At 69.1% G+C, this 23,894-nt stretch carries 22 protein-coding genes; 14 read left to right on the top strand and 8 right to left on the bottom strand.

The genetic code is table 11. The features are described from left to right. The first annotated feature begins 20 nt into the window (after positions 1 to 20). The 3 genes from AVR91_RS07625 to AVR91_RS07615 all read left to right on the top strand — a co-directional run bounded on the left by AVR91_RS07625 (position 21) and on the right by AVR91_RS07615 (position 3,866). Positions 21 to 1,274: an HNH endonuclease signature motif containing protein gene (locus tag AVR91_RS07625; protein WP_076857279.1), complete on the top strand. Its 1,254-nt coding sequence runs from the start codon at positions 21 to 23 to the stop codon at positions 1,272 to 1,274. A gap of 398 nt (positions 1,275 to 1,672) precedes the next feature. Further along, entirely contained in the window at positions 1,673 to 2,968 is a 1,296-nt protein-coding gene (locus AVR91_RS07620) for a choice-of-anchor B family protein (protein ID WP_063272685.1), read from the top strand. A 13-nt stretch (positions 2,969 to 2,981) separates the two neighbouring features. Then, a complete protein-coding gene (locus AVR91_RS07615) occupies positions 2,982 to 3,866 on the top strand; it encodes a hypothetical protein (protein WP_063272684.1) in 885 nt (294 codons plus the stop codon). Here the strand turns inward: AVR91_RS07615 and AVR91_RS07610 are convergent. Continuing rightward, entirely contained in the window at positions 3,847 to 6,525 is a 2,679-nt protein-coding gene (locus AVR91_RS07610; protein ID WP_228709148.1) for a beta-N-acetylglucosaminidase domain-containing protein, read from the bottom strand. The two genes, AVR91_RS07615 and AVR91_RS07610, sit on opposite strands and share 20 nt — an antisense overlap. Positions 6,526 to 6,664: 139 nt before the next feature. After that, a complete protein-coding gene (locus AVR91_RS07605) occupies positions 6,665 to 7,297 on the bottom strand; it encodes a GntR family transcriptional regulator (RefSeq protein WP_211282666.1) in 633 nt (210 codons plus the stop codon). 76 nt (positions 7,298 to 7,373) lie between these two features. Here AVR91_RS07605 and AVR91_RS07600 point away from each other — a divergent pair, with 76 nt between their 5' ends. The 5 genes from AVR91_RS07600 to AVR91_RS07580 all read left to right on the top strand — a co-directional run bounded on the left by AVR91_RS07600 (position 7,374) and on the right by AVR91_RS07580 (position 11,716). Continuing rightward, positions 7,374 to 8,369: a YbhB/YbcL family Raf kinase inhibitor-like protein gene (locus AVR91_RS07600; RefSeq protein ID WP_063272681.1), complete on the top strand. Its 996-nt coding sequence runs from the start codon at positions 7,374 to 7,376 to the stop codon at positions 8,367 to 8,369. A gap of 18 nt (positions 8,370 to 8,387) precedes the next feature. Then, positions 8,388 to 8,999, top strand: a complete 612-nt coding sequence (locus AVR91_RS07595; protein WP_063272680.1) for a SecDF P1 head subdomain-containing protein — start codon at positions 8,388 to 8,390, stop codon at positions 8,997 to 8,999. Between the two features lie 248 nt (positions 9,000 to 9,247). Next, positions 9,248 to 10,303 (top strand): LLM class flavin-dependent oxidoreductase, encoded by a 1,056-nt coding sequence (locus AVR91_RS07590; RefSeq protein ID WP_063272679.1) that lies wholly within the window; start codon positions 9,248 to 9,250, stop codon positions 10,301 to 10,303. Between the two features lie 10 nt (positions 10,304 to 10,313). Beyond that, positions 10,314 to 11,198: an AraC family transcriptional regulator gene (locus tag AVR91_RS07585; protein WP_063272678.1), complete on the top strand. Its 885-nt coding sequence runs from the start codon at positions 10,314 to 10,316 to the stop codon at positions 11,196 to 11,198. A 68-nt stretch (positions 11,199 to 11,266) separates the two neighbouring features. After that, complete coding sequence (locus tag AVR91_RS07580) at positions 11,267 to 11,716, top strand: SRPBCC family protein (RefSeq protein ID WP_063272677.1); 450 nt, start codon at positions 11,267 to 11,269, stop codon at positions 11,714 to 11,716. Between the two features lie 7 nt (positions 11,717 to 11,723). Here the strand turns inward: AVR91_RS07580 and AVR91_RS07575 are convergent, their stop codons facing one another. Next, positions 11,724 to 12,686, bottom strand: coding sequence for a M64 family metallopeptidase (locus AVR91_RS07575; RefSeq protein ID WP_063272676.1), 963 nt, complete (start codon positions 12,684 to 12,686; stop codon positions 11,724 to 11,726). 99 nt (positions 12,687 to 12,785) lie between these two features. Between AVR91_RS07575 and AVR91_RS07570 the strand changes: the two genes are divergently transcribed. The 3 genes from AVR91_RS07570 to AVR91_RS07560 all read left to right on the top strand — a co-directional run bounded on the left by AVR91_RS07570 (position 12,786) and on the right by AVR91_RS07560 (position 14,853). Further along, a complete protein-coding gene (locus AVR91_RS07570; RefSeq protein ID WP_063272675.1) occupies positions 12,786 to 13,760 on the top strand; it encodes a LysR family transcriptional regulator in 975 nt (324 codons plus the stop codon). Positions 13,761 to 13,835: 75 nt separating this feature from the next. Continuing rightward, complete coding sequence (locus AVR91_RS07565; protein ID WP_063272674.1) at positions 13,836 to 14,588, top strand: S1 family peptidase; 753 nt, start codon at positions 13,836 to 13,838, stop codon at positions 14,586 to 14,588. Positions 14,589 to 14,643: 55 nt separating this feature from the next. After that, the gene (locus tag AVR91_RS07560; RefSeq protein ID WP_076857270.1) at positions 14,644 to 14,853 is read left to right on the top strand and encodes a hypothetical protein; all 210 of its coding nucleotides are present in this window, start codon (positions 14,644 to 14,646) and stop codon (positions 14,851 to 14,853) included. Here the strand turns inward: AVR91_RS07560 and AVR91_RS44245 are convergent. The 4 genes from AVR91_RS44245 to AVR91_RS07545 form a co-directional block, all read right to left on the bottom strand. Then, a complete protein-coding gene (locus AVR91_RS44245; RefSeq protein ID WP_267284099.1) occupies positions 14,843 to 14,974 on the bottom strand; it encodes a hypothetical protein in 132 nt (43 codons plus the stop codon). The two genes, AVR91_RS07560 and AVR91_RS44245, sit on opposite strands and share 11 nt — an antisense overlap. Before the next feature lie 125 nt (positions 14,975 to 15,099). Beyond that, complete coding sequence (locus tag AVR91_RS07555; RefSeq protein WP_063272673.1) at positions 15,100 to 16,095, bottom strand: helix-turn-helix transcriptional regulator; 996 nt, start codon at positions 16,093 to 16,095, stop codon at positions 15,100 to 15,102. Positions 16,096 to 16,157: 62 nt separating this feature from the next. Beyond that, positions 16,158 to 16,811 (bottom strand): S1 family peptidase, encoded by a 654-nt coding sequence (locus AVR91_RS07550; protein ID WP_063272672.1) that lies wholly within the window; start codon positions 16,809 to 16,811, stop codon positions 16,158 to 16,160. Between the two features lie 325 nt (positions 16,812 to 17,136). Then, positions 17,137 to 17,493: a hypothetical protein gene (locus AVR91_RS07545; RefSeq protein ID WP_063272671.1), complete on the bottom strand. Its 357-nt coding sequence runs from the start codon at positions 17,491 to 17,493 to the stop codon at positions 17,137 to 17,139. A gap of 281 nt (positions 17,494 to 17,774) precedes the next feature. On the opposite strand from AVR91_RS07545, the gene AVR91_RS07540 reads away from it, so the two are divergent. After that, complete coding sequence (locus AVR91_RS07540) at positions 17,775 to 21,470, top strand: CARDB domain-containing protein (RefSeq protein WP_063272670.1); 3,696 nt, start codon at positions 17,775 to 17,777, stop codon at positions 21,468 to 21,470. 45 nt (positions 21,471 to 21,515) lie between these two features. On the opposite strand, the gene AVR91_RS07535 is transcribed toward AVR91_RS07540, so the two are convergent. Beyond that, a complete protein-coding gene (locus AVR91_RS07535) occupies positions 21,516 to 22,070 on the bottom strand; it encodes a TetR/AcrR family transcriptional regulator (RefSeq protein ID WP_063272669.1) in 555 nt (184 codons plus the stop codon). A gap of 97 nt (positions 22,071 to 22,167) precedes the next feature. Here AVR91_RS07535 and AVR91_RS07530 point away from each other — a divergent pair, with 97 nt between their 5' ends. Then, the gene (locus AVR91_RS07530) at positions 22,168 to 23,070 is read left to right on the top strand and encodes an NmrA family NAD(P)-binding protein (protein ID WP_063272668.1); all 903 of its coding nucleotides are present in this window, start codon (positions 22,168 to 22,170) and stop codon (positions 23,068 to 23,070) included. Positions 23,071 to 23,087: 17 nt separating this feature from the next. Continuing rightward, a complete protein-coding gene (locus AVR91_RS07525; RefSeq protein ID WP_063272667.1) occupies positions 23,088 to 23,819 on the top strand; it encodes an aminoglycoside adenylyltransferase domain-containing protein in 732 nt (243 codons plus the stop codon). The last annotated feature ends 75 nt before the right edge of the window (positions 23,820 to 23,894 follow it).

The following is a 23,894-nucleotide window of genomic DNA, read 5'->3' as shown; positions in this document are numbered from 1 at the left end:
TGTTGGTGTATTATGGAGTTGTGTCCGAGACCTTTCTTCCCGAGTTGCCGCAGGAGTTGTGGCGTGCCGGCAAGCTGGAGCTTGCGCATGGTGTGCAGCAGTTCTTGCAGGTGATTCGTATGGCCTCTGCCGGTTTGGGGCAGTTTCTGGCGGAGATCGAGAATCGGGGCGCCAAGGACTTATACGGGCATGGCAGTACGGCGAGCTGGTTCGCGGAGATGGCGGGGTTGTCGCGCGGTGAAGCGGGCGCGGTGGTGAAGCGGGCTCTTGCCTTGAATCCCACCCGGGCCTTGGATGGCACGGAGGTTCCGCCTGTTGCTCCCTGCACTGCCGCGGTTGCCGCTCAGGGGTTGGTCGGGGATGAGCGGATCGATCAGATCTTGGAGATCTTGAAACGGCTCCCTGCCGACACCTCGGCTGAGGATCGGGCGAGTGCGGAGAAGATCCTCGGCGAGCTTGCCCCGAGCGCCGGTCCCCGCCAGCTCTCCGAGGCTGAGGCGAAACTGATGGGCTGGCTGGACCCGGACGGCAAGGAACCGAAGGATCCCGAGCCGAAGGAGCCGCGCCGGGAAATCACCCTGGAGCGCCGGAAAGACGGGTTCTGGAAGCTGACCGGCCTCCTCGACGATGAGACCGGGGCCCGGACCGCGGCCGCGTTGGAGGCGCATGCCCAGCCTCGCCCGGTGGACGAGTTCGGGCAGGCGGATCTGCGGATGAAGTGCGAGCGCATGGGAGACGCCTGGGCCGAACTCCTCGACCTGGCGATCGCCTGCCCCGATCAGCCCGGCACCAGCGGCTACCGCACCTTGGTACACGTCACCATCGGACTCGAGGAACTCAGATCGGGTCTCGGGACCGCGTGCCTGGACTTCGTCGGGACGATGACCGCGCGGGAAGCGCGGCTCGCCGCCTGCGACTGCCTGATGGTGCCGGTGGTGATGAGCGGCTCGGGTGAACCGCTGGATATGGGGCGCCTGAGACGGTTCGTCACACCCGGTCAGAGACGGGCGTTGAACATCCGCGATGGTGGTTGTGCGTTCCCGGGCTGTCATCGGAAACCGAAGAATTGCCACGCTCATCATATTGAGCACTGGGCCGACGGCGGACCGACCGATCTCCGGAACTTGGTGCTGCTCTGCGGTTTCCACCATCGGCTGATTCACCATGGTGACTGGGAAGTACGGATGGCGGCCGATGGGTTACCGGAGTTCATCCCACCTCAGTACCGGGATCCGCTCCGACATCCCCGGCGTAACACCCTGCATCACGTCTAGGCCCCGAGGAGCCCGTCGGCCACGCCGGCGACGGGCCCCTCGTCATGCCCGCAGTCGGGAGGCGTCGAGCCCATCGAAAAGACCTGCGTCGCACCCCGCGAGCGGCGCCTATGACCAGAGGCGAGTCCGAGACCGACCGAGCGCGGCGTGAGAATCGCGAACCGAGCCGGCAATGGCCGCGCGGCAAGTCCATCGTCATCCACCGCGTCAGGCGGTGCGGGAGCTGAGCAATCCCTGACCGACAGGGCCCGGTCGGCGACGTGTCGCGAGCAGACCGCGCCACCACCCACCTTCAACCCGCCGTAAACGGTTAAAAGCCCCATACGTTCGACGGGATACACCGGGACCGGGTGCCCATATCGTCGGAGGCCGACCGCGACCCGGTGAGGAGTCCTCGGATGAAACTCGTGCGGATGATGGGGCTGGCCGTGCTGACGGCCTCCGCGTTGGTGTTGTCGATGACCGCGGCGTCCGCGCACGATCCCGAGACGGCGGAGGGGCAGGCGGCGGCCCGGACGTTCCTGGCCGACCACGTCCCGGCCGAGCGGCACGCCGTCACCGGCACCGCGGCGGGTATCCCGTGCGTCAACGGCAAGGCCGACAAGTACCCGTGCAAGAACGTCGACCTGCTCAGCGTGCTGCCCCTCTCCGGTCTCGGCGGCGGGAACGGCAACGACATCTGGGGTTGGACCGATCCCTCGTCCGGCAAGGAATACGCCATCGTCGGGCGGACCAACGGCACCGCGTTCGTCGACCTGAGCGTCCCGACCTCGCCGAAGTTCCTCGGCAACCTGCCCTCCAACGGCGGCAGCAGTTCGTGGCGGGACATGAAGGTGTACAAGAACCACGCGTTCATCGTGGCCGACTTCATCACCGGGCACGGGATGCAGGTGTTCGACCTGACCAGGCTGCGCACCGTCACCACACCCCAGACCTTCACCGCCGACGCGCTGTACAAGGAATTCGGTCCCGCGCACAACATCGCGATCAACGAGGAGACCGGCTTCGCCTATGCGATCGGCTCCAACACGTGCAGCGGCGGGCCGCATATCGTCAACATCCAGAACCCGAAGGCCCCGGCCAAGGCGGGTTGCGTTTCGCAGGACGGCTACACCCACGACACGCAGTGCGTCGTCTACCGCGGACCGGACACGGCGTACAGCGGCAAGGAAATCTGCTTCAACGCCAACGAGGACACGCTGACCATCGTCGACGTGACCGACAAGGCCAGGCCCGTCCAGATCTCGCGCAAGGGCTACTCGGGCGCGCAGTACTCGCACCAGGGCTGGCTGACCGGCGACCAGCGCTACTTCCTGCTCGACGACGAACTCGACGAGTCTCGCGGCACCGACAAGCGCACCAAGACCTACGTGTGGGATCTGGCCAAGCTTTCCGCCCCCGTGCACACCGGCGTCTACAGTTCGCCCGCCACCGCGATCGACCACAACCAGTACATCAAGGGTCAGTATTCCTACCAGGCGAACTACCAGGCCGGTCTGCGGATCCTGGACGTCAGCGGGGTCGCGTCGGCGAAGTTGTCCGAGGTCGGCTACTTCGACATCTACCCGGCGGGCAACGCCGCGAGCTTCAACGGGGCGTGGAGCAACTACCCGTACTTCTCCAGCGGCATCGTCATCGTCAACGGGATCGAGCAGGGCCTGGTCGTGGTGAAGCCGAACCTCGGCGGCAAGTGACCGGGGGCAAGGCGTGCGCAAACCCCGGCTGACGGACTGGCTGTTCCTCGCGCTGGCCCTGGTGATCGGCACGGCCGCGGTGTTCGTGGCCCTCCGGCCGACACCGGGCTCCGCGCATTCGGCTCACCAGCAGCAGCCCGTCGTGACGGCGGATCTGCTTCCGGCAGCCCACAGCGACGGGCTGTCGGAAGCGGAAAGCGGCTACCGGTTCGAGCGGGTCACCACCCCCGCCGTCCGGGGTCCCGAGGTACCGGTCGCGTTCCGGATCCTCGGCCCCGACGGGCGGCCGGTGACCCGGTTCCTCGACAACCAGACCAAGCAGATGCACTTCTTCGCCGTGCGCGACGACATGAACGTCTTCCAGCACGTGCATCCGAGGCTGGACGGCGACACCTGGCACACGAACCTCGCACTGACCGACGGCGGCGCCTACCGGATGTTCGCCGAGTTCGTACCGCTCGACACGAAGGATCCGAAACATCCGGTGGTGCTCGGTGTCCCGTTCACCGTGCCCGGCGACACCACCTTCGTACCGGTGCCCGCCCCGGCGGGCGACACCGTGACGGCCACGGGATACCGGGTGGCGCGGGTGGACGGGGCGGCCAGCATCCCGTCGATGCGGGCCCAAGTCCTCCGGTTCGCCCTCCGCGGCCCGGACGGCACGCCTCTCACCGCGGTCGACCCGCATCTCGGCGCCAACGGCCATATGACCGGGTTCCACACCATGCTGCTGTCGGCGACGCATCTGCATCCGGTCCAGCCGCTCGGCGTGGCGCTGGCCGACGGCGAACTGACCTTCCATTCCCTGTTCTCGGAACGCGGGGAGTACCGGCTGTTCCTCGAGTTCTCACACGGCGGGCGGGTGCACACGGCCGCCATCACGCTCGCGGTGGACTGACCGGGACGACCTCCGCGATCTTCGGTGCCGCGCCTCCCGGCGACCAGAGGAGCCGGACCTTGTCGGTCACCACGCCCTCGGCCGGCAGTTCCGTGTAGCCGCCCGACATGCGGCCGATCGTCCGCCAGCCACCCGCCGCGTCCGCGACCTGGACGTCGGCGCCCGCGCCGGCGTCGGCCGCCAGGACGACGACCTTGCTCAGCGGTTTCGGCGAGGCGGCCGTGACGGCGAGCGCGTCGCCCGCCATCGGCGCCGAAGCCGCCGCGTACAGCGAATCGGCGTTGTTGTCCGCCGCCGCGGCCAGGTTCGATCCCGTCGGGGTGCCGGTGACGGTGTACTTAGGACTGTCCGGTGTGGACGCTGTGAACTCCCGCACCACGACCCAGAAGGTCTGGGCGCCGGTCGTGCGGATGCGGACGAACCGTGCCTCGGCGCCTTCGGGGAGATCGGCCGAGATCACCGGCTCGGTGACCGTCTTCACCGTCGTCCACCGGGTGCCGTCGGCGGAGTATTCGAGGACGCCGTCGCGGACGTAGTCGTCCGGGCTGGTCGGCTTTCCCATCAGGATGTCCACATGGGACACCCGCTGCGGGGAACCGAGGTCGACCCCGATGGTGGCGCCGATCCGGGGTGCCCAGTCGCTCCAGTAGTAGGTCTCGGGATCGCCGTCGACCATCCGGGCGGGGACGTTGTCGGTATAGGTGCCGAGCGACGTCGTCGGCCGCGGCCGGATCCCGGGCAGGCCGAACCAGCGGTCGGCGGTGGCCAGCGCGCTGTCGAGGAACGGCACGCAGACCTCCGTGCAGGTGCTCGGGTTGCGTGGGCCCCGCGAGGTCGGGACGCGGATCGCCTGTGCCCGCTTGAGCGCGGCGACGAGTTCGCCGCGTTCAGCCCACGCCTTCGCGCCGTCGCCGTCGACCTGGGCCAGCAGCATCCGCACCGCGTGCCTGCCGGCCTGACCGTAGAGCCCGACCTGGTCGAGCCACGGTCCGATCTCGGCGAGGAACTTCGGGTTCGAGGCCATTCCGCGCCGCAGATCTTCGGGATTGGAAGCCATCGAGGTCAGGTAGCGATCCAGTTTCGCGGCCGCGTCCCACGGATCCTTCTTCTCCAGCGCGGTCCAGAAGGCGGCCAGGAGCGGTCGCAGCACCGGCGAATCCAGATCCGGTTTCCCGGTTTCGAGACGGACGAGCAGACTCGAATAGTTGTTCTCCGCGAACACCTTCAACGCGGGTGCGGCGGGTCCGCCGAGGTCGGCGATGGCGGCGAGCCAGGACTTGTCCGGGTCGTACCGGTCCGGGTTCCACAGGAAGTCACCGGAGGTGAATTCGGCGATCTTGGACGCCTCGGCCTGCACCATCGGGTTCGCGGTGATCCCGGAGAGGTACTTCGCGACCCCGGGCTCACGGCCGATGTACGGGCCGAGCAGCAGACGTTCGGTGATGTAGTCGTTGACCGGGTAGTTGTCCCAGATCAGGATGTCGTGCCCGAAGACCTCCTTCGCCTGCCGGGCCTGCTTTTCGGTGATCTGACCGGCGATCACGCCGACGCCGGTCCACTCGACGATCACCGCCTTGTCGAGCTGGGTGCGCAGCGCGGTCTTGTACGGGGAGTCGGCGAGGTCGTAGTACTCGGTCGGGACGGTCTGCAGACGTTCGACACCGGGATGTGTCGCGATGAAGTCCTGCTGAACGCGGTTGAGCAGGAACGACTGCGCCGCGCCCGCGGCCGCGCCACCGGTGCCGAATTTCGCGGCGTCGGCGTCACAGTTCCAGCGGGTGTAGGAGATGTCGTCGAGCGGGATCGCGAACGACCGCACCCCGATGTCCCACAGCGACTGGAACTTCGTGACCAGCGCGGTCTTGTCGGCGTCGGAGGAGTAGCACACGGAAAGGCCGGGGGAGAGGGCGTAGGTGAACTCGACGTGGTTCGCGGCGGCGCGCCCGACCAGTTGCGAGAGCAGGGCAAGCTGTTCCGGCGGGTACTGGTCACGCCAGCGGGCGCGCAGGAACGGGTCGTCCTTGGGCGAGTAGACGTACATGTTCTGCTTGGTGCGGCCGTAGAAGTCCAGCTGTGCCAGCCGGTCGGCGTGCGACCACGGCGCGCCGTAGAAGCCCTCGATCACGCCGCGCAGCGGGGCCGCGGGCCAGTCGCGGATGCCGAACGCGCCGCTCTTGCCGGAAGCGAACAGCTGCCGGAACGACTGCGCGGCGTAGAACGTCCCCGAAGTGTCCACACCGGACAGTGCGATCACGCCGCGGTCGGCGGCGAGGACGTATCCGCCCGGGGCCAGGCCTTCCGGACCTTTGAGGCGGAGCGCGGTGAGCGCCAGAGCGGTCGCCCTGCTTTCGGTGGGCCCGCCGACGAAGACGACGAGGCCGCCGTTGCCGCGTTCCCGGTCGACGGCGGCCTGATCGTGGTCGGTGACCTTGACGATCGTGCTCGTGCCCGCCGCGCGGAGGGCCTGGTCCACGACGGCGAGCGCGGACGGATCGGTGCCCGCTCCGACGACTTCGACGACGGTACGCGGGATGGTGACCTGCCCAGCTCGCGGCGTCACCTGCTGGGGTGTCGGCCATACCTGCGCCAGGGGAGGGGCGGGAGCCGCGTTCGCCGGAGCGGGGACGGCCACCGCTACCGCGGTCACGAGCAGCGTCACCGGAATGAGTCGAAGTACCCATCGGAAGGACATCGGCGGCCCCCAAATCGTCGATCAACGACGTTCTGCGAGCAAGCAAACACCCGATGTGATGACCTGGGCTAGGTCGGCCCGGGTGATTTTCCGACCGGACCGGCGGCTACTCGGTCAAGGCGGCGGCGGTGAGGGTGAGATGCCGGGTCAGCGCCTCGGCCGCCGCGTCGGCGTTGCGCGCGAGGGCCGTTTCCTCCAGCAGGCGGTGTTCGGCGAGATGATCGCGGCCGGGAGCGCGGTGCGCCGCCCAGCGGCGGGCCAGTTCGCTCGCGGTCCACATCCGGTCGAACGTCTCCAGGAGAACAGGGTTTCCGCAGCCGTCGAGCAGGGTCCGGTGGAAGACGCGGTGGGCTTCGGACCATGCGGCGCTGATGTACTCGCCTTCTTCGGGAACGAACGGCGGTGTCCGGCTCAGCCGGTGATGGGCGGCGCGGACTCGGGCCTCCCAGTCGAGGTCGCCGCGTTCGACGGAGAGGCGTAGGACGAGCGGCTCGATGGTCCGGCGGGCTTCCGTGATCTCCTGCCAGCGCCGATCGGAGAAGGCGGGGACGGCGAAGCCGCGGTTGGGGAGCCGGTCGGCGAGGCCGTCGCCGACCACGCGGACGAGTGCCTCCCGGACGACCGCCAGGCTCACGCCGTGTTCCTTGGCGAGGTCCTGCGGTTTGAGCGGGGCGCCGGGGGCGTGGTCGCCGCGCATGATCGCGTCCCGCAGGCGGGTGTACACCTGCTCGGAGAGCATCTGCTTGTCCGGTGAGGCCATCCGCAGAGCATAGACGAACCGATAGATAATCGATTATCTGTGTTATGGTCGATTTATGAACGATCCCTTCGCGAGGTTGCCCGAGGTGGCCTCCTTCACTGTCACCAGTACTTCTGTCGCCGACGGCGCCGCCTGGTCACCTGAACAGCTGGCCGGCAAGGACGTCTCGCCACAGCTGAGCTGGAGCGGCGCCCCGGCCGGCACCAAGAGCTACGCCGTCACCGTCTACGACCCCGACGCGCCGACCGGTTCCGGTTTCTGGCACTGGGCGGTCGCCGACATCCCGGCGGCCGTAACGGAGCTGCCAGAAGGCGCCGGTGACGACACCGGCTCCGGGCTGCCCGAAGGCGCTTTCCAAGTGCCCAACGACGCCCGCCTCACGCGGTTTCTCGGTGCCGCACCACCCGCCGGGCACGGCGTGCACCGCTACTTCGTCGTCGTGCACGCCCTCGATGTCGAGTCGCTCGGCGTCCCGGCCGACTGCACGCCCGCCCTCCTCGGTTTCACGATGGCGCCGCACGTTCTCGCTCGCGCGGTCCTGATCGCCACCGCGGAAACCCCGGGTCCCGAACGCATCGAGGTCTCCCGGCTGATTCCCGCCTCCGCCGAGGAAATCTTCGCGGTCTTGAGCGATCCGCAGGGGCATGTCGACATCGACGCGTCCGGAATGCTCATCGACGCGGAAGGGGATCCGGTCGAGCAGGCGGGCGACCGGTTCGTGGTCCACATGGACCGGGAAGCGCTCGGGGACGTGCCTTTGGGCAAGTACGACGTCGAGGTCGTCATCACGGCGCTCACGCCGGGCGAGGAGATCGCGTGGACCGTCGAAGGCCGGATCCGGCCGCATGCCCGGCACATCTACGGCTACCGGCTGGAGCCCACCGAGGGCGGCACGCTGGTCACGTCGTACTACGACTGGTCGGAGGTGGGCGAGGAGTGGAAGGAACGCATCACCTTCCCCGTGGTTCCCGAATCCGCGCTCAAGGCCACGCTCGGGATTCTCGAGCGGACCGTGCGGCGTCGAGCCGTTTCGCCCCCGCGCGGACGCTGAACACGACAGGATGTCCCGGTGCGGAACATCCTCGTAGCGATCGCCCTCGTCCTGCTCGGTGTCACCGGTTGCCAGAGCGGGGTTTCCGGTCAAGCCGAGCCCGAAGGCGACAGTTTCGCGATCAAGGACGGGTCGCGGCTGCGGTTCCGCCCGGTCCTGGCGGAGTTCCCGCCCGGCCCGGCCACGGGCGCGGCGACCGACCGGCAGAGCACGGATCCGGCCGGGCAGCAGGCCGCCGTCGCGGCGCTGGACTGTTCGGGGGGACCGGATCCGCTGGACGGCCGCGACGACCCGGCGCTCCCGCTGGTCAGCTGTGACCGGGTGCAGGGCACGAAATACCTGCTCGGCCCGGCCTTCCTCACCGGAGCCGATCTCAGCCGGGCGAACGCTCGCCTCGACACGCAGTCCGGGGGCCCGCTCGTCGGGCTCAGCTTCACCGACGCGGGCGCGCGGACGTGGGCCGACTGGACCGCGGCGAACGTCGGCAAGCAGGTCGCGATGGTGCTGAAGAGCCGGGTGCTGACCGCGCCGTCGATCCAGTCGGCCATCACCGGCGGGGAAACCCAGATCACCGGCAAATTCACCATGGACGACGCGCGCCGGCTGGCGCGTGACATCGCCGGCGGCTGACCTCGCCCCTTGGTGGGTAAGGGGCGGTCGAGGCCGACCGTTTCGCGTGATCAGATGGACGACACACGTGATCAGATGGACGACTCGCGGCGGACCCGGCCGCGTGCGCGTGTCGTCCGTCTGATCACCCGTGTCGCCCGCTCGGTCACGAGACGTGCCTGCCACGCCACCGCTGCCCTGCGGTACACCGGGCGGAATAGGATCACCGCAGCCGACGTTTGAGCGTTCAACTACTTGAGGAGTTGGACATGGCTTACGAGATCCTGGGCACCCCGCAGGCGCCGACCTTCGGCCTGGACACCTTCGGCGACGTCGGGAACGACGCGAACGGCCGTCCGGTGAGCCAGGCCGAGGCCATCCGCGAGGTCGTGGCCGAGGGCGTCCTCGCCGACCAGGTGGGCGTGGATTACTTCGGCGTCGGCGAACACCACCGCGCGGAGATGGCGGTGTCCTCGCCGGACGTCGTGCTGGCCGCGATCGCGGGCCGGACCGAGCGGATCCGGCTGGGCACGGCGGTCACGGTGCTCAGCTCGGACGACCCGGTGCGCGTGTACGAGCGGTTCGCCACGCTGGACGCGGTTTCCCGGGGACGCGCGGAGGTCACGCTCGGCCGTGGCTCTTTCACCGAGTCGTTCCCGCTGTTCGGTTACTCGCTGGAGGACTACGAAGCGCTGTTCGCCGAGAAGCTCGACCTGTTCACGCATCTGCAAGCGGAGAAGCCGGTCGACTGGTCCGGGACCGTCCGCCCGGCCCTCGAAGGCGCGCAGGCCTTCCCGGTCACCGAATCGGGCAGCCTGCCCGCGTGGGTCGGGGTCGGCGGCACCCCGCAGTCGGTCGTCCGCGCGGCGGCGTACGGCCTGCCGCTGGTGATGGCGGTGATCGGCGGGTCGCCGGAACGGTTCACCCCGCTCGCCGACCTGTACCGGCGCGCACTGAAGGAGGCGGGCCACCAGGAGCTGCCGATCTCGATGCACAGCCCCGGCCATATCGCCGAGACCGACGAACTGGCCGTCTCCCAGCATTTCTCGCACCACCAGGCCGCCTTCGCCAAGATCGGCGCCGAACGGGGCTGGGGCCCGATGTCCCGGGCCGACTATGACGCCATGGCGGGCCCGCGCGGCGCGTTGTTCGTCGGCTCTCCCGAGACCGTCGCGCAGAAGATCGCCTGGGCGGTGCGGACCCTGGGCCTGTCGCGGTTCCAGCTCAAGTACAGCGTCGGCGAGCTTCCGCACGAGCAGCGTCTGAACTCGATCCGGCTGTACGGCGAGCAGGTTGTCCCGCGGGTGAGGGAACTGCTCGGCTAGCCTCGAAGGCGTGGTGTTCGATTCCGAGCGATTCGACCTTCAGCCCTACACCGGTTTCGACATGTCCCGCTATGTCCGGCGGACCTATTGCAGCTGGGAGGATTCCGGCTGGGAGTCGCTGCTCGTCCAGCGGTTCGACCACGTTCCCGTCGCGGAGGACATGCGTCTGCCCGCCGTCGCGGATCTGCATCTGATCCTCCCGCTTTCCGGGCGGGCGGTGATGGAGACCCGCGGCGAAGGCCGGTGGAGCCGGCACGAATGGGGACGGCTCGAACTCGCCATGCCCGGCAGGCCGCTGCGGCGCCGCTACCGTGGGGACGGGTCGATGCGCAGCCTGCAGGTGCATATCCCGGGTACCACGGTGGAATCGGTCGCCGCACGGCTGGGCGGCCGCGCGGTGGACCATGAGGCGATGGCGGCGTCCGTGGCCGGGGGCGATCCGCTGCTCGAAGAGCTGGTAAGGGCGGCCGGGAGTGCGAGGGAGAACGACGACCTCTACGCCGAATCCGCGGCCGCCTTCCTCGCCGTGCACCTGCTCACCCGCCACGCGCGGAAGCCGGGCCCGCCGAGCGTGGGCCGGGAGGACGAGCGGGTCCGCGCGGCCGTCGCGATGATGCGTGACCGCCTGGCCGATCCGCTCAGCGTCGCCGAAATCGCCGGTGAGGTGCATCTGAGCGTCTACCACTTCATCCGGGTCTTCAAGGAGAAGACCGGCGAGACACCACACCGGTTTCTCGGCGGGCTCCGAATCGAGGAGGCGCGAAGGTTGTTGCGGGGCACCGATCTCCCGATCGCCGCCATCGCGGGAAGATGCGGATTCGCCACTCCCGGCGCACTGTCGGCCGCATTCCTGAAGCACACCGGATCGCGGCCCTCGGAGTACCGCAATTCCTGATCGCCGCGCCGCAATCCGGCGCATGGTGACCCCGCCCGGCCGTTTCTAGGGTGAGCCTTGTGAGTGGAATGCAGTCGTACGACGTCACCGCCGAATCGTCGGCGCCGCCCGCCGCGGTGTGGGCCCTGCTGCTGGATGCCCGCAGCTGGCCGGTCTGGTCACGGGTCGGTTCCCTGGAAGTCGCCGCGTCGCAAGGACTTTCCGCCGACGGCCGGGACGAGGTCGGCGCGGTTCGCGCCTTCCGCACCGGTAAGACGGTCACCAAGGAGCGGATCACCGCCCTCGACCCGGAACGCCGGTTCGCCTACGAGGGGGTGGACGTCCCGGTGATGCTGGACTACCGGGCGTCGGTCGATCTGTGCGAAACGCCCGGTGGGGGAACGCGGATCCGTTGGCATGGAACGTATCGCGTGGGCAAGGGGAGCGCGTGGGTCTTCCGGTGGTATCTCCGGCGCTTCATGCGCGACATGGCGACCGGGCTCGCCGGTCATGCCGGCGGCCCGGTCCGGAGGCCATGACGGAGAATCAGTGCCGATGCGCGGCTTCACGGTGGAAGCCCGCGATCATCGCTTCGGTGCTCGGCGGGTTGAACGGCCGGCCGAGGGTGCGCATGAGCGAGTTCACGCTGGGGCGGTACATCCCGGTCTTGCAGTAGCGGGAGCCCTCGAAGACGCCGACCGTGCCGCCGTCGGGGGAAGGCTTGCCGAGCCAGGTGTACCACTTGGCCCGGCGGTCCTTCATCTGCTGGGCGGTGAGCGCGGACGCGTTGGGCTCCCGGGGTTCCCGGGTGTCGCAGGTGCCGTAGTCGTACTCGTCGGCCAGCCCGCCGATGGAGTGCCCGAGTTCGTGGGCGACGATCTGGCTGGCCTGGATGTTGCCGCCGGAGGAGGTCGCGACCCCGCCGCCGGCGCCGCCGTACTTCGTGGTGTTGGCCAGCATGATGACCTGATCGACGTCCGGCGCGGCCGCGGCGTACTGGTTCGCCTTGGTTTCGTTGACGCACAACAGCCGTTCGATGCCGCCGCACCAGAAGTACGAGCCCAGCGCGGTGTTGCGCCGGATGCCCTGGGTCGGGTCGTTGGTGATACCGGACTGGGGCGAGACGACGTCGACCTGCCAGAGGTTGAACTGCTTGCGGTAGCTCTTGTACGGCTCGATGGCGAACAGCGCGGCGATACTGGACCGGACGTGCTGCGAATACGTGCCCAGCTGCGTGGAGGTGTAGCCGTCACCGACGAAGACCAGGTCGAAGGTGGTCTCGCTGGGGCCGTTGGTCTCGATCGGGGTCACCGCGGCGGCGGCCGTGATCTGCCGCGGTGCGGCAGACCGGTCCGAAGCGGGCCGGGTGACGTCCACCCTGGTGATGGTTCCTCCGGGCTCGAAGGCCTCCATCGACGTCGTGAATCGGGGAGCCGCCGACGCCGTCGCGGGAACGAGCCCGGCGACGAGGACGGCGGTCAGCGCGAGCATGAGGCAGGCGCGTCGCATGCGTACTCCTTGCGGGGAGGAGAGGGGAGAGGAGTACGAAAAACGATCCCGACTTTCGACGGCTTCCGGCACATCCCAAGTGGCCATAAGGTCCGCGTGATGGACGTCGAGTTACGTCATCTGCGAGTGGTGTGCGCCGTCGCCGACGCGGGCAGCATCACGCGCGCGGCGATCGGGATCGGCAGTACCCAGCCCGCGCTGACCGCCGCCGTGCAACGGATCGAGCGTGCGTTCGGGGGAACCTTGTTCGTCCGGGGACGCGACGGGGTCTTCCCGACGGCGTTCGGGGAATGTGTGCTCGTCCGTGCCAGGGCCGTCCTCGCCGCGGTGGACACGATGCACGGGGACGCGGCGCGTTTCCTTGCGGAGGGCGAGAAACGTCCTGTCGCGCTGGGTGGGATCGGCGGGTCCATGGTCGTCGAGCTGGCGGACCGGCTCGGTGATTCGGGCCGGGGGCAAGCGGTTTCGGTGACCACGGAGTTCTCTCCGTTGCGGCTGCTGGATCTCGTGGCAGGCGGGCAACTCGACGCCGCGGTCGTCGCCGACTATCCCGGCCACCTCCTGCCATCGGCACCGGGGGTGGCGTCGCGGCCGCTGGCGACGCAACCGGTGTTCGTGGCGATCGCCGCCGACCATCCGGCCGCCCGGCGCGCCGAGATCGACCTCGCCGAGCTCGCCGGGGAACGGTGGGTGCTCGGACCGTCCGACGGTGCCGGATGGCCGGAGTGCTTCGAGGAAGCCTGTGCCCGCGCGGGATTCCGGCCGCAGGTCGCGCACCGGAGCACGGAATTGCGTCCCCTGCAACGGTTGATCGCGGCGGGCCGGGCGATTTCCCCGTGTCAGGTCACCTTTCCCTCGTCACCCGGGATCGCGATCCGGCCGCTCGCGGGGGATCCGCTGTGGATGCGGTATCTGATCGCTTGGAGCGTGGAAGGAGCCTTCGGCGGCGACACCGATGCCTTGATCGAGGCGGCCGAGGCGGCTTACCGCTCCGACACCGAAACCAGCCGTCCCTACCGCCATTGGCTCGCTCGTCGCGCTGGGCCGATCGAGGAGCAGGCGTCCATCGGGTGACACCTGGTCGGGGAATTCCCCTTGTCGGGCAGGGGGTCCTAGCCTCGGATCACCTCATCGACGAAGGGTAAGAAATTGCGTCTGCGCGCCCTGCTGGCCGCTGCTGTCCTGACCATCACCACCGCTCCGGCCGCGCTCGCCGCGCCGGACGTCGCCCACGGCACCGATGTCCCACCGGGGCGGTTCGGGTTCGTCGCGAAGATCGCGATGACGAAGATCCCGCGCCCCGACGGTTCGACCTACAGCAGCTACTGCACGGGCGCGCTGATCGCGCCTGGCTGGGTGGTCACCACGGGGCACTGCTTCCACGACGCGCACCGCAAGCGGGTCGCGGGCAAGATGCCGTATCCGACGATGGTGACGTTGGGCCTGGTCGACGAGGCGGTCGAATCGGGTGTGGCGCGCAAGGCGACCGAAGTGCTGCAGGCGAAGGAAAACGACGTCGCCCTCATCAAACTGGACACGCCGGTGTCGACGGTGACCCCGCTGACCGTGAGCCGGGTGCTCCCGAAGGTCGGCCAGCAGCTGACCTTGGCGGGCTGGGGGAGCCTGACCGCCAAGAATCCCGCTCCGGCCACCCGGATGCAGCAAGGCACCGTGCAGGTGGCGACGGTGGCCCCGACGACGATCGGCGTCCGCGGCGCCGCGCCGTCGATCACGACCAGTGCCTGCACCTACGACTCGGGGGCGCCGTACTTCGTCCCCGGCGACACGGGCGGCGCGCTGGTCTCGCTGGAGGCCACCGGGCCGGACTGCCCGCACGCCGGCATCGAGACGACCTCCCGCGCGGACGTCATCGCGGACTGGATCGCCACCCATACGGGCTAACCGGCCGTTTCGGCCGGTGGCGCATCGGGTAGTGGCGTGAGCAGGAGGTAGTGCGATGACGAGTCCTCGAACGACCGCGCCTCCGGCGCCGCCGGACCCCATGCCGCCGGAACCCGGTATCCCCGAACCGGTGCCCGACCCGGGCAAGCCGGTCCCGGACCCCGGGGTGCCCGAACGGCTCCCCGATCCGGGACCGGACCGCCCGATCCCGGAACCCGAGAGCCCGCCCGAGTCCCAGCCGGGGCCGGCGGGTCTCAGAGGGTGAACGCGAGCCAGAGCGCGAGCCAGGCGCAGGCCGCGATCGCGACGACGACCGCGGCCACGCGCAGGCCCGCGGTGGCGATCCGGAGCGACGCGGTGCCGGTGTGGTGTCGGTGATTCCCCATGGTGACGCCCTCCTTTCCAAGATCACCATCCGCCCCCGGAGCGTTCGCCGCAGCGGGGATGGTCTGTCCGGGTGACCCCATCCGGGTGAGGGCTTCCCGCATTCAGAGGACGAAATGCGGGGTGGTCAGAGCCAGTTCTTGTGCGCGGCGAAGACACCCAGCTGGAACCGGCTGGAGACGCCCGCGCGGTCCATCAGGGTTTCGAGATAGCGGAAGAGGGTCCGTCTGCTGACGCCGAGTTCGGTGGCGATCTCGTCGTCCTTGCGCCCGGCGGCGAGCAGGATCAGCAGCTCCCGCTCGACCGGCCGGATCGGCTGGTCGGACGTCCGGCCACGACGGTCGATCGGGAGCCCGGCCGCCCAGGACGTTTCGAACAGTCCCTCCAGCGCGGAGAAGAGGCTGCAGGGGCGCACGATGACGATGGATTGGTTGCGATCGGCCTCGCGGATGGTCAGCGCGATGGTGGCCGCACGGTCGTCGAACAGCGTCAGTTTCACCGGGAGCTCGGGCAGCAGGCGGGCCTGCTCACCGGCTCGCAGGCACGGCAGGATGTTCGCGGCCAGATAGCCGGGATCGCCGAACGACGCTCCACTGTAGACACAGCGGTAGCCGATCCCGCGCCGCAGTTGCTCCTCCTCCAGGAGGTTCCGGCGGCCGCCGGTGAAATAGGGCGGGGAATCGAGACGGCGCACCTGATGCCGCACCGTGGTCGCGAGGTGCTGCAGCCGGGGGATGATGGCGTCGCCGGTGACCACTTCGAGCAGGTCCTGCGCGTTCGGCATCCCCGAATGCGCCCGCCTGAAGGCACGGTATGCGGTCTGGACCGCGAGCCGGGCGTCGTGCAGCTCGGCCTGCCGTCGCGTGGTCAGCGCGGTGAGCGCTTCGCTGGGGTTCGCCGGCAGGTACTCGTCTCCGTCCACTCCGGACGACACCGCGAGCCCTGCATCGGCCAGTTCCTTCAGCGCCAGCTCGACGTTCTCCGCGTCATCGTCCCGCCAGGACAGTTCCTCGGCGGTGACGGGCGCGCTTTCGAGCATCCGCCGGTAGATCCGGGCGGCGGTTTCGCCGAGGCCCAGCCTGCTCAGCTGCGGGCCGAGCCCGTCCGGAGCCGTCGATGCCACTTTCCACCTGCCTCTCGGCGGTCCGGGAGCGGCGGCGCCACCGCTCCCGGACCGGTTCGGACCTAGACTCCCGACGTGTTCCGGATCCAGGTGCGGTTCGCCGAGATGCTGGTGTGCGTGGAGGTGTCCACTTTGTTGCCCGCGATGTGCACGCCGACCTGCTTGCCGCCGACGAAGACCGGCCCGCCGGAGTCGCCTCCGTTGGTCAGCCCGTTGCCGCGGCGGGCCTTGATCAGTCCATTCCCGACACTGGTCACCGTCATCCGGGCGACCTTGAGATAACGCTGCAGGTCACCGTCTTCGTTGTAGCCCCAGCCATAAACGTGTTCGGTGTCGCCGACCGCGACGGAGGTGCCGAGCGACGCGTACGTCGTGGTCACCGAGCGGTCCAGTTTCAGCAGTGCGATGTCGGCGCCGTTGGACGGCGTGTAGATGTCGGCCACGACCGCGTACGTTCCGGCCTGGTGGTCGACGTCGCCCACCCGGACGGAGTATTCGGCGCCGGGTTCGTCGATGCAGTGCTCCGCGGTGAGTACCCAGCGGGCGCTGATGATCGAACCGGAGCACCATTGCTCGCCGTTCTGCTCGATCATGGCGGCCCAGGGGCCGGACTGGGCGTATTCGCCGTCGATGATGGGGGCCGCGACGGCCGCGGGCGCGACCGTCGTGAGCCCGGCCGCGCACAGCAGTGCGGTGAGGAGACCTCGGATGCGCATGGGTGCCTTCCAATGCAGGGGAATCAGGGAAATCGACGGGTCACCCGTTTACGGCCACGGCGGATCACCAGGGATCGCCCGGCCGGATCCGATACCGGTTTTCCCATGCTAGGCAAGCGGATACGGCGGTTGATAGCGACTAAAGACGGGAGAAGGCCGCGGCGGGCGGCGCGGGACCCGGGCTTTCGGCACTCGAGTGCCGGTGGCACCGATGTGCCAGGTGTACTCCGGCTGAGGCCGGGTTCAGGTCAAGTCCGTGAAGGCCTCCTTGAGGGACTCTGGGTCCCTCAAGGAGGCCTTCACGGACTGGCGAGGCCACTGAGGCCTAGCGACGTCGGCGGCGCTCGGAAGGCCGCGGATCGAGCAGTTCCTCGGCGAGCAGGATGGTCCGGTTCGACAGCGTGCCGGACCACCGCTCCACCGAATCGCCGATCCGGCCCGCTTCCCGGCGGACACCCTCGCCCACGGGCTTGCTGTGCCGGTCGGCGAGGCCCGCGAGCCTGCTCCCCGAGACCAGGACCAGGTCGGCGAGCCGCTCGCCCAGTTCGGTCAGCCGGTTCGCCGTCCTGCCCGCGCGGCGCGCCACCAGGTCTTCGGTCTCCCGCCGCAGCTCACGGACCGCGGACCGCGACTCGGCCGTCGTCCCGGTGAGTGCGGACCTCAAGGTTTTCGTCACGTCCATCAGGGATCGACCTCCACGCCGCGAACCTGCGTTGAGTGTACAACCGTGCACCGTATTCGTGGAATACGCGATCTCGCCTTCCCTTGCTGTGTCTAAAAGAAGCGGAGTCGCCCCGTGTTCGGAGAACGTGCGTAGTCGTCAGCAAGGCCTGATCGCGCCTCAAGCCGGGAGAAGTCGCAAAATTTCGGAAAGAAGTCAACTTCTTGCATTTTGTCACCGGGTTGTTGCATGCTCGTACGGCTCTGGCTCCCTCCCCGCCGTCTCAAAGAAGAGAAGACGCCATGACACGTATGCGCCTGTCCCGGATCGTCGCCGGTCTCCTGGTCGCAGGGCTTTCCGTCGCCGGACTCTCCTTCGCCTCCGCCGCGAGCGGGCCACCACCGGATCCCGCCGCCCCACCCGGTCCGGCTGCGCTCGCCGAAGTGCCGTTGACCCGCACGGTGTCGGCGAGCAGCGCGTTGCCCGGCTATCCCGTCGCGAACGCCGTCGACGGAAACCGGGAGAGCTACTGGGAATCCGCCAACAACGCGTTCCCGCAGTGGATCCAGGCCGACCTCGGGGTGGCCAAATCCCTGTCGCGGATCGAGCTGAAACTGCCGTCCGGCTGGGAATCCCGCACCCAGACGCTGGCCGTGCGCGGAAGCACCGACGGCTCCGCGTTCACCGACCTCGCCGCACCTGCCGGCTACGCGTTCGCTCCCGGCACCAACACCGTCACCATCCCGATGACCGCGTCGGCCCGCTATGTGCGGCTGCAGGTCACCGCGAACACGCGCTGGCCCGCCGCGCAGCTGTCGGAGTTCGAGCTGTACGGACCGGACACCGGTGACACCCAGGCGCCGAGCGCGCCCGCGAATCTCGCGCTGACCGAGCCCGCCGCCGGCCAGATCCGGCTGGCCTGGTCGCCGTCGGCGGACAACGTCGGGGTCACCGGGTACACCGTCTATCGCGACGGCACGCCGGTCACGACGATCACCGGCACCACGTTCACCGAATCCCGGCCCGCCGGGACGAGGGTCGAGTACTTCGTGCGTGCCAAGGACGCGGCGGGCAACGAGTCCGGCGACAGCAACCACGTCGTGCGCTCGGGGACGAGCGCGGGCGCGAACCTGGCGGCGGGCAAACCGATCGAGGCAACGTCGGCGGTCCATTCGTTCGTCCCCGCCAATGCCAACGACAACAACACCGCCACCTACTGGGAGTCCGCCGCGGGCTATCCGAACTCGCTGACGGTGAAACTCGGCGTCGACGCGGACGTCGACTCGATCGTGGTGAAGCTCAACCCGGACGCGATCTGGGGCGCGCGGACGCAGAACTTCGAGATCCTCGGCCGCGCGCAGGGCGCCACCGCGTTCACCTCACTTTCAGCCCGTGCCGATCACCGTTTCGACCCGGCCACCAACCAGAACTCGGTGGTCGTACCGGTCAGCGGCCGCGCTTCGGACGTACGCCTGCAGTTCTTCGCCAACTCCGGCGCTCCCGGCGGCCAGGTCGCGGAATTCCAGGTGATCGGCACCCCCGCGCCGAACCCGGACCTCGTCGTCACCGGCACGAGCTGGACGCCGTCGAATCCGACGGAGACCAGCAAGCTCGCCGTCTCGGCGACGGTGAAGAACGCCGGCACCGCGAACGCGGCCGCCACGACCGTGAACGTCAGCCTCGGCGCCACCGTCGTCGGTGAGGCGGCGGTCGGCGCACTCGCCGCCGGAGCGTCCACGACGGTGACCGTCGACGCGGGAACGCGTCCACAGGGGACGTACACCGTGGCCGCCACCGCGGATCCGGCGGGCACGGTGGCCGAGCAGAACGAGGCCAACAACACCTACACCTCGCCGACCCCGCTGGTCGTCGCGCAGGCGCCGGGGCCGGATCTCGAGGTCGCCGGCATCACGTCGAATCCGCCCAACCCGGCGGCCGGTTCGGCGGTGTCCTTCACCGTCGCGGTGCGCAACCGCGGCACGAGCGGCGCGGACGCCTCGGTGACACGGCTGACCGTCGGCGGCACCACGCTGACCGGCGCCACCGGCGCGATCGAGGCGGGGGCCACCGCGAACGTCGCGATCGCGGGCACTTGGTCCGCCGCCGACGGTGGCGCGACCCTGACCGCGACGGCCGACGCGACCGGCACGGTCACGGAGACCAACGAGTCCAACAACAGCCTCTCGCGGGCGATCGTCGTGGGCCGCGGCGCGGCCGTCCCGTACGTCGAGTACGAGGCGGAAGCCGCGCAGTACCAAGGACAACTGCTGGAAGCCGACCCGTTGCGCACCTTCGGCCACACGAACTTCGCGACCGAGTCCTCGGGCCGCAAGTCCGTGCGGCTGGCGAATCAGGGGCAGTACGTGGAGTTCACGTCGGCGAACGAGGCGAACTCGATCGTCGTGCGCAACTCCATCCCGGACGCCCCCGGCGGTGGCGGGCAGGACGCGACCCTGAGCCTCTACGTCAATGGGACGTTCACACAGAAGCTGACGTTGTCGTCGAAGCACAGCTGGCTCTACGGCAGCACCGACGACCCCGAAGGACTGACGAACACCCCGCAGGCCAACGCGCGGCGCCTGTTCGACGAGTCGCACGCGCTGCTGTCCCGGTCGTATCCGCCGGGTACGAAGTTCAAGCTACAGCGGGACAGTGGTGACAACGCGGCGTTCTACATCGTCGATCTCATCGATCTGGAGCAGGTCGCCCCGGCGTCGGAGAAGCCGGCGAACTGCACGTCGATCACGGAATACGGCGCCGTGCCGAACGACGGGAACGACGATTCGGCGGCGATCCAGCGCGCGGTGACCGACGACCAGAACGGCGTGATCGCCTGTGTCTGGATCCCGGCTGGGCAGTGGCGGCAGGAGAAGAAGATCCTGACCGACGACCCGAACGTGCCCAACGGCGGCGGCCAGTACAACCAGGTCGGCATCTCCAACGTGACGATCCGGGGCGCCGGCATGTGGCATTCGCAGCTGTACTCGCTGATCGAGCCGCAGAACGCGGGCGGCATCAACCATCCGCACGAGGGCAACTTCGGCTTCGACATCGACAAGAACACGCAGATCTCCGACATCGCCATCTTCGGCTCCGGCCGGATCCGGGGCGGGGACGGCGGCGCGGAAGGTGGCGTCGGGCTCAACGGCCGGTTCGGCACCGGCACGAAGATCACGAACGTGTGGATCGAGCACGCCAACGTCGGCGCCTGGGTCGGCCGGGACTACAGCAACGTCCCGGCGCTCTGGGGCCCGGGCGACGGCCTCGAGTTCAGCGGCATGCGGATCCGGAACACCTACGCCGACGGCATCAACTTCACCAACGGCACACGGAACTCGAAGGTGTTCAACTCGTCGTTCCGCACCACCGGTGACGACTCGCTCGCGGTGTGGGCGAACCAGTACGTGAAGGATACTTCGCAGGACATCGCGCACGACAACGTGTTCGCCAACAACACGATCCAGCTTCCGTGGCGTGCCAACGGGATCGCGGTCTACGGCGGCTACGGCAACAAGATCGAGAACAACATCGTCCACGACACGATGAACTACCCGGGCATCATGCTGGCGACGGACCACGACCCGCTGCCGTTCTCCGGGGAGACACTCATCGCGAACAACGCCCTGTACCGCTGCGGCGGCGTGTTCTGGGGCGAGCAACAGGAGTTCGGCGCGATCACGTTCTTCGCGCAGGGCAAGGACATTCCCGGGGTCGTGCTACGGGACACGGAGATCCACGACTCGACCTACGACGGTGTCCAGTTCAAGACGGGCGGCGGCGTCGTGACCGCGGCCCTCACCAACGTCAAGATCGACAAGTCGAACAACGGCGCGGGTATCCTCGCGATGAGCGGCGCCCGTGGCAGCGCGACCTTGACGAACGTGACGATCAGCAACTCCGCGAACGGCGATGTCGTCCGTGAGCCGGGGACGCAGTTCGTGATCAACGGCGCCCCGGTGCCGGCGGTGGTCTCGTCGGGCCGCCGCGGCATCCGGTAGGCGGAATCCGTGCGGGGCCGGAGTGGACGACCACTCCGGCCCCTTTCACGTCCGGGGGCTCAGCCCCGCCACGGCCAGCCGGAACAGCCGGTCCGCCTGGGCGGCCGGATCCGGGTGATGCTCGGTGGCCAGGACGATCCCGACGATCAGCGTGACGAGTTCCGCGACGGTGACTTCCGGCCGCACCGCGCCGTCCCGTGCTGCCCGCCGCACAAGCGGTTCCCCCGCGTCTTCGATGGCGGCGGAACAGGAGTTCTCGTGCGTGGGCCCTTCGTACGACAGCGCGGCCGCCAGGCCACGGGCGGAGACGCAGTAGACGACGAGCTCGTCGAGCCAGGTCAACAGCGCTTTCCGGCTGTCTTCCTCGCCGGTCAATTCGGCGGCGCGGGCACACAACGCGGCGATCCGGTTCGCGGAGACCGCCTCCAGCAGCGCCCGGCGGGTGGGGAAGTGGCGGCGCACGGTCGCCGAACCGACGTTGGCGGTGCGGGCGATCTGCTCCAGCGAGGCGCCGGAGCCATGGGCCGCGACCTCCTCCTCGGCCACCGCGAGGATGCGCGCGTAGTTCCGCCGTGCGTCGGCGCGCTGACCGTCGGACATGGCTTCACCTCGGTGTTTGCGTAAGTGGCGGGGCCCGCCATATTGTAGCGGACATTAAGTGGTGGGCCCCGCCACTTAGTCGACCGAGGGAGTCATCATGTCCGCTGCACCCGTTTTGGTCACCGGCGCCACCGGCAGGCAGGGTGGCGCGACCGCCCGCGCCCTGCTCGCGGCCGGCGTCCCCGTCCGCGCGCTCGTCCGCGATCCGGCCAAGGCGAAGGCCCTCGAAGGGCTCGGCGCCGAGCTCGTCGTCGGCGATCTCCACGACGTGGACTCCGTGATCCGCGCGGCCAAGGGGGCCCGGGCCGTCTTCTCGGTGCAGATGCCCGGAATGAACGAAGACGGATTCGACTTCGCGGGGGAGGTGGCGCAAGGCGTCAACCTCATCGAGGGCGCGAAGGCGGCGGGCGTGCCGCAGTTCGTGCACACCTCCGTCTCGGGAGCCGGACAGCACGTCGAGGCGGACGGATGGGCCGAAGGGCGCTGGTCCTCGATGGAGCCGACGCTGGGCGCCAAGGCCGCGATCCAGGATCGCCTCCGCGAGGCGGGCTTTCCGCGGTGGACACTGCTCAAGCCGGGCTTCTTCATGGAGAACTTCCTGCCCGACATGAAGTTCCTGTTCCCGCGCGGGGTCGACGGCGGCCTGGTGAGCGTCATCAAGCCCTCGACCTCCCTCGCACTCGCCGCCGTCGACGACATCGGTACCGCCGCCGCGGCGGCCATCGCCGACCCGGACCGGTTCGCCGGGGTCGAACTCGAGCTCGCGAGCGACTTCCTGACCATGACCGAGATCGCCGGGATCCTGTCCGGTGCCCTGGGGACGAAGCTGGCCGCCCCGGACATGACCGTCGAGCAGGCGGTCGCCGCCGGGATGCCGCCGATGGGCGCTTCGCACGAGTGGCTGAACGTGATCGGCCAGCCGGGACGGCCGGAATACGCGCGGGACCTCGGCATCCCGCTCACCGGTTTCGCCGACTGGGCGCGGAAATACCTTGCGTAGCGGGTGATCGTTGAGGCATGCGCATCAAACCTCTGCTGGACCATCTCGACCGTGAGGATCCCGGCGGCGTCCTCGGGTTGTACCTCTTCGGTTCCGGCGCGGCGGGCGGGCTCAAACCGGACAGCGACGTCGATCTGCTGCTGGTCACCCGCCGGTCGCTCGGTGAAGACGAACGTGGCGCGCTGGTGTCACTGCTGTTGCGGCTTTCGGGCTGGCGCGGCCACGCCGACCGCTTTCCCGGCGCGGCGGACCGGCGTCCGATCGAGCTGACCGGGATCGTGGCCGGGGACGAACCGTCTCGCCGGGATTTCCAGTACGGGGAATGGCTTCGGGAGGAGTTCGTCGAGGGTTGTCTTCCCGGGCCTGCCGAGGATCCCGATGTCGTGATCCTCGCGGCCACGGCCCATGCGGCGCACCGGGTTCTCCGTGGTCCCGCGCTCGCGGAGGTCGTCGATCCGGTGCCGCCGGATCGGCTTCGCGACGCGGCACTCGGCGTCATCCCCGGCCTCCTGTCGGAGATCGAAGGCGACGAACGCAATGTCCTGCTCACGCTCGCGCGCATCGTCGTGACCGTCGAAACGGGACGGATCGTCTCGAAGGACACCGCGGCGGCGCTGGTCGGCGGCGGTGTGCTGCTGGAACGCGCGCGGGCGGGCTACCTCGGCACGGCTTCCGACGACTGGACGGGACTGTCGGCGGAGGTGGCCTCGCTCGCGAGTGCTCTCGCGGACCGGGCGAGGGGCGTTTGACAAAGCGGAACGCGGCTCACCCTGTTCGGCGCCGGTCGTGGCATCGGCGCGATCAGGGGGCGGCGCTGCGCGGTC

The organism is Amycolatopsis keratiniphila subsp. keratiniphila (assembly GCF_001620365.2).
In the GTDB taxonomy this organism is placed as follows: domain Bacteria; phylum Actinomycetota; class Actinomycetes; order Mycobacteriales; family Pseudonocardiaceae; genus Amycolatopsis; species Amycolatopsis keratiniphila.
This window is presented reverse-complemented; position numbering and strand designations above follow the sequence as displayed.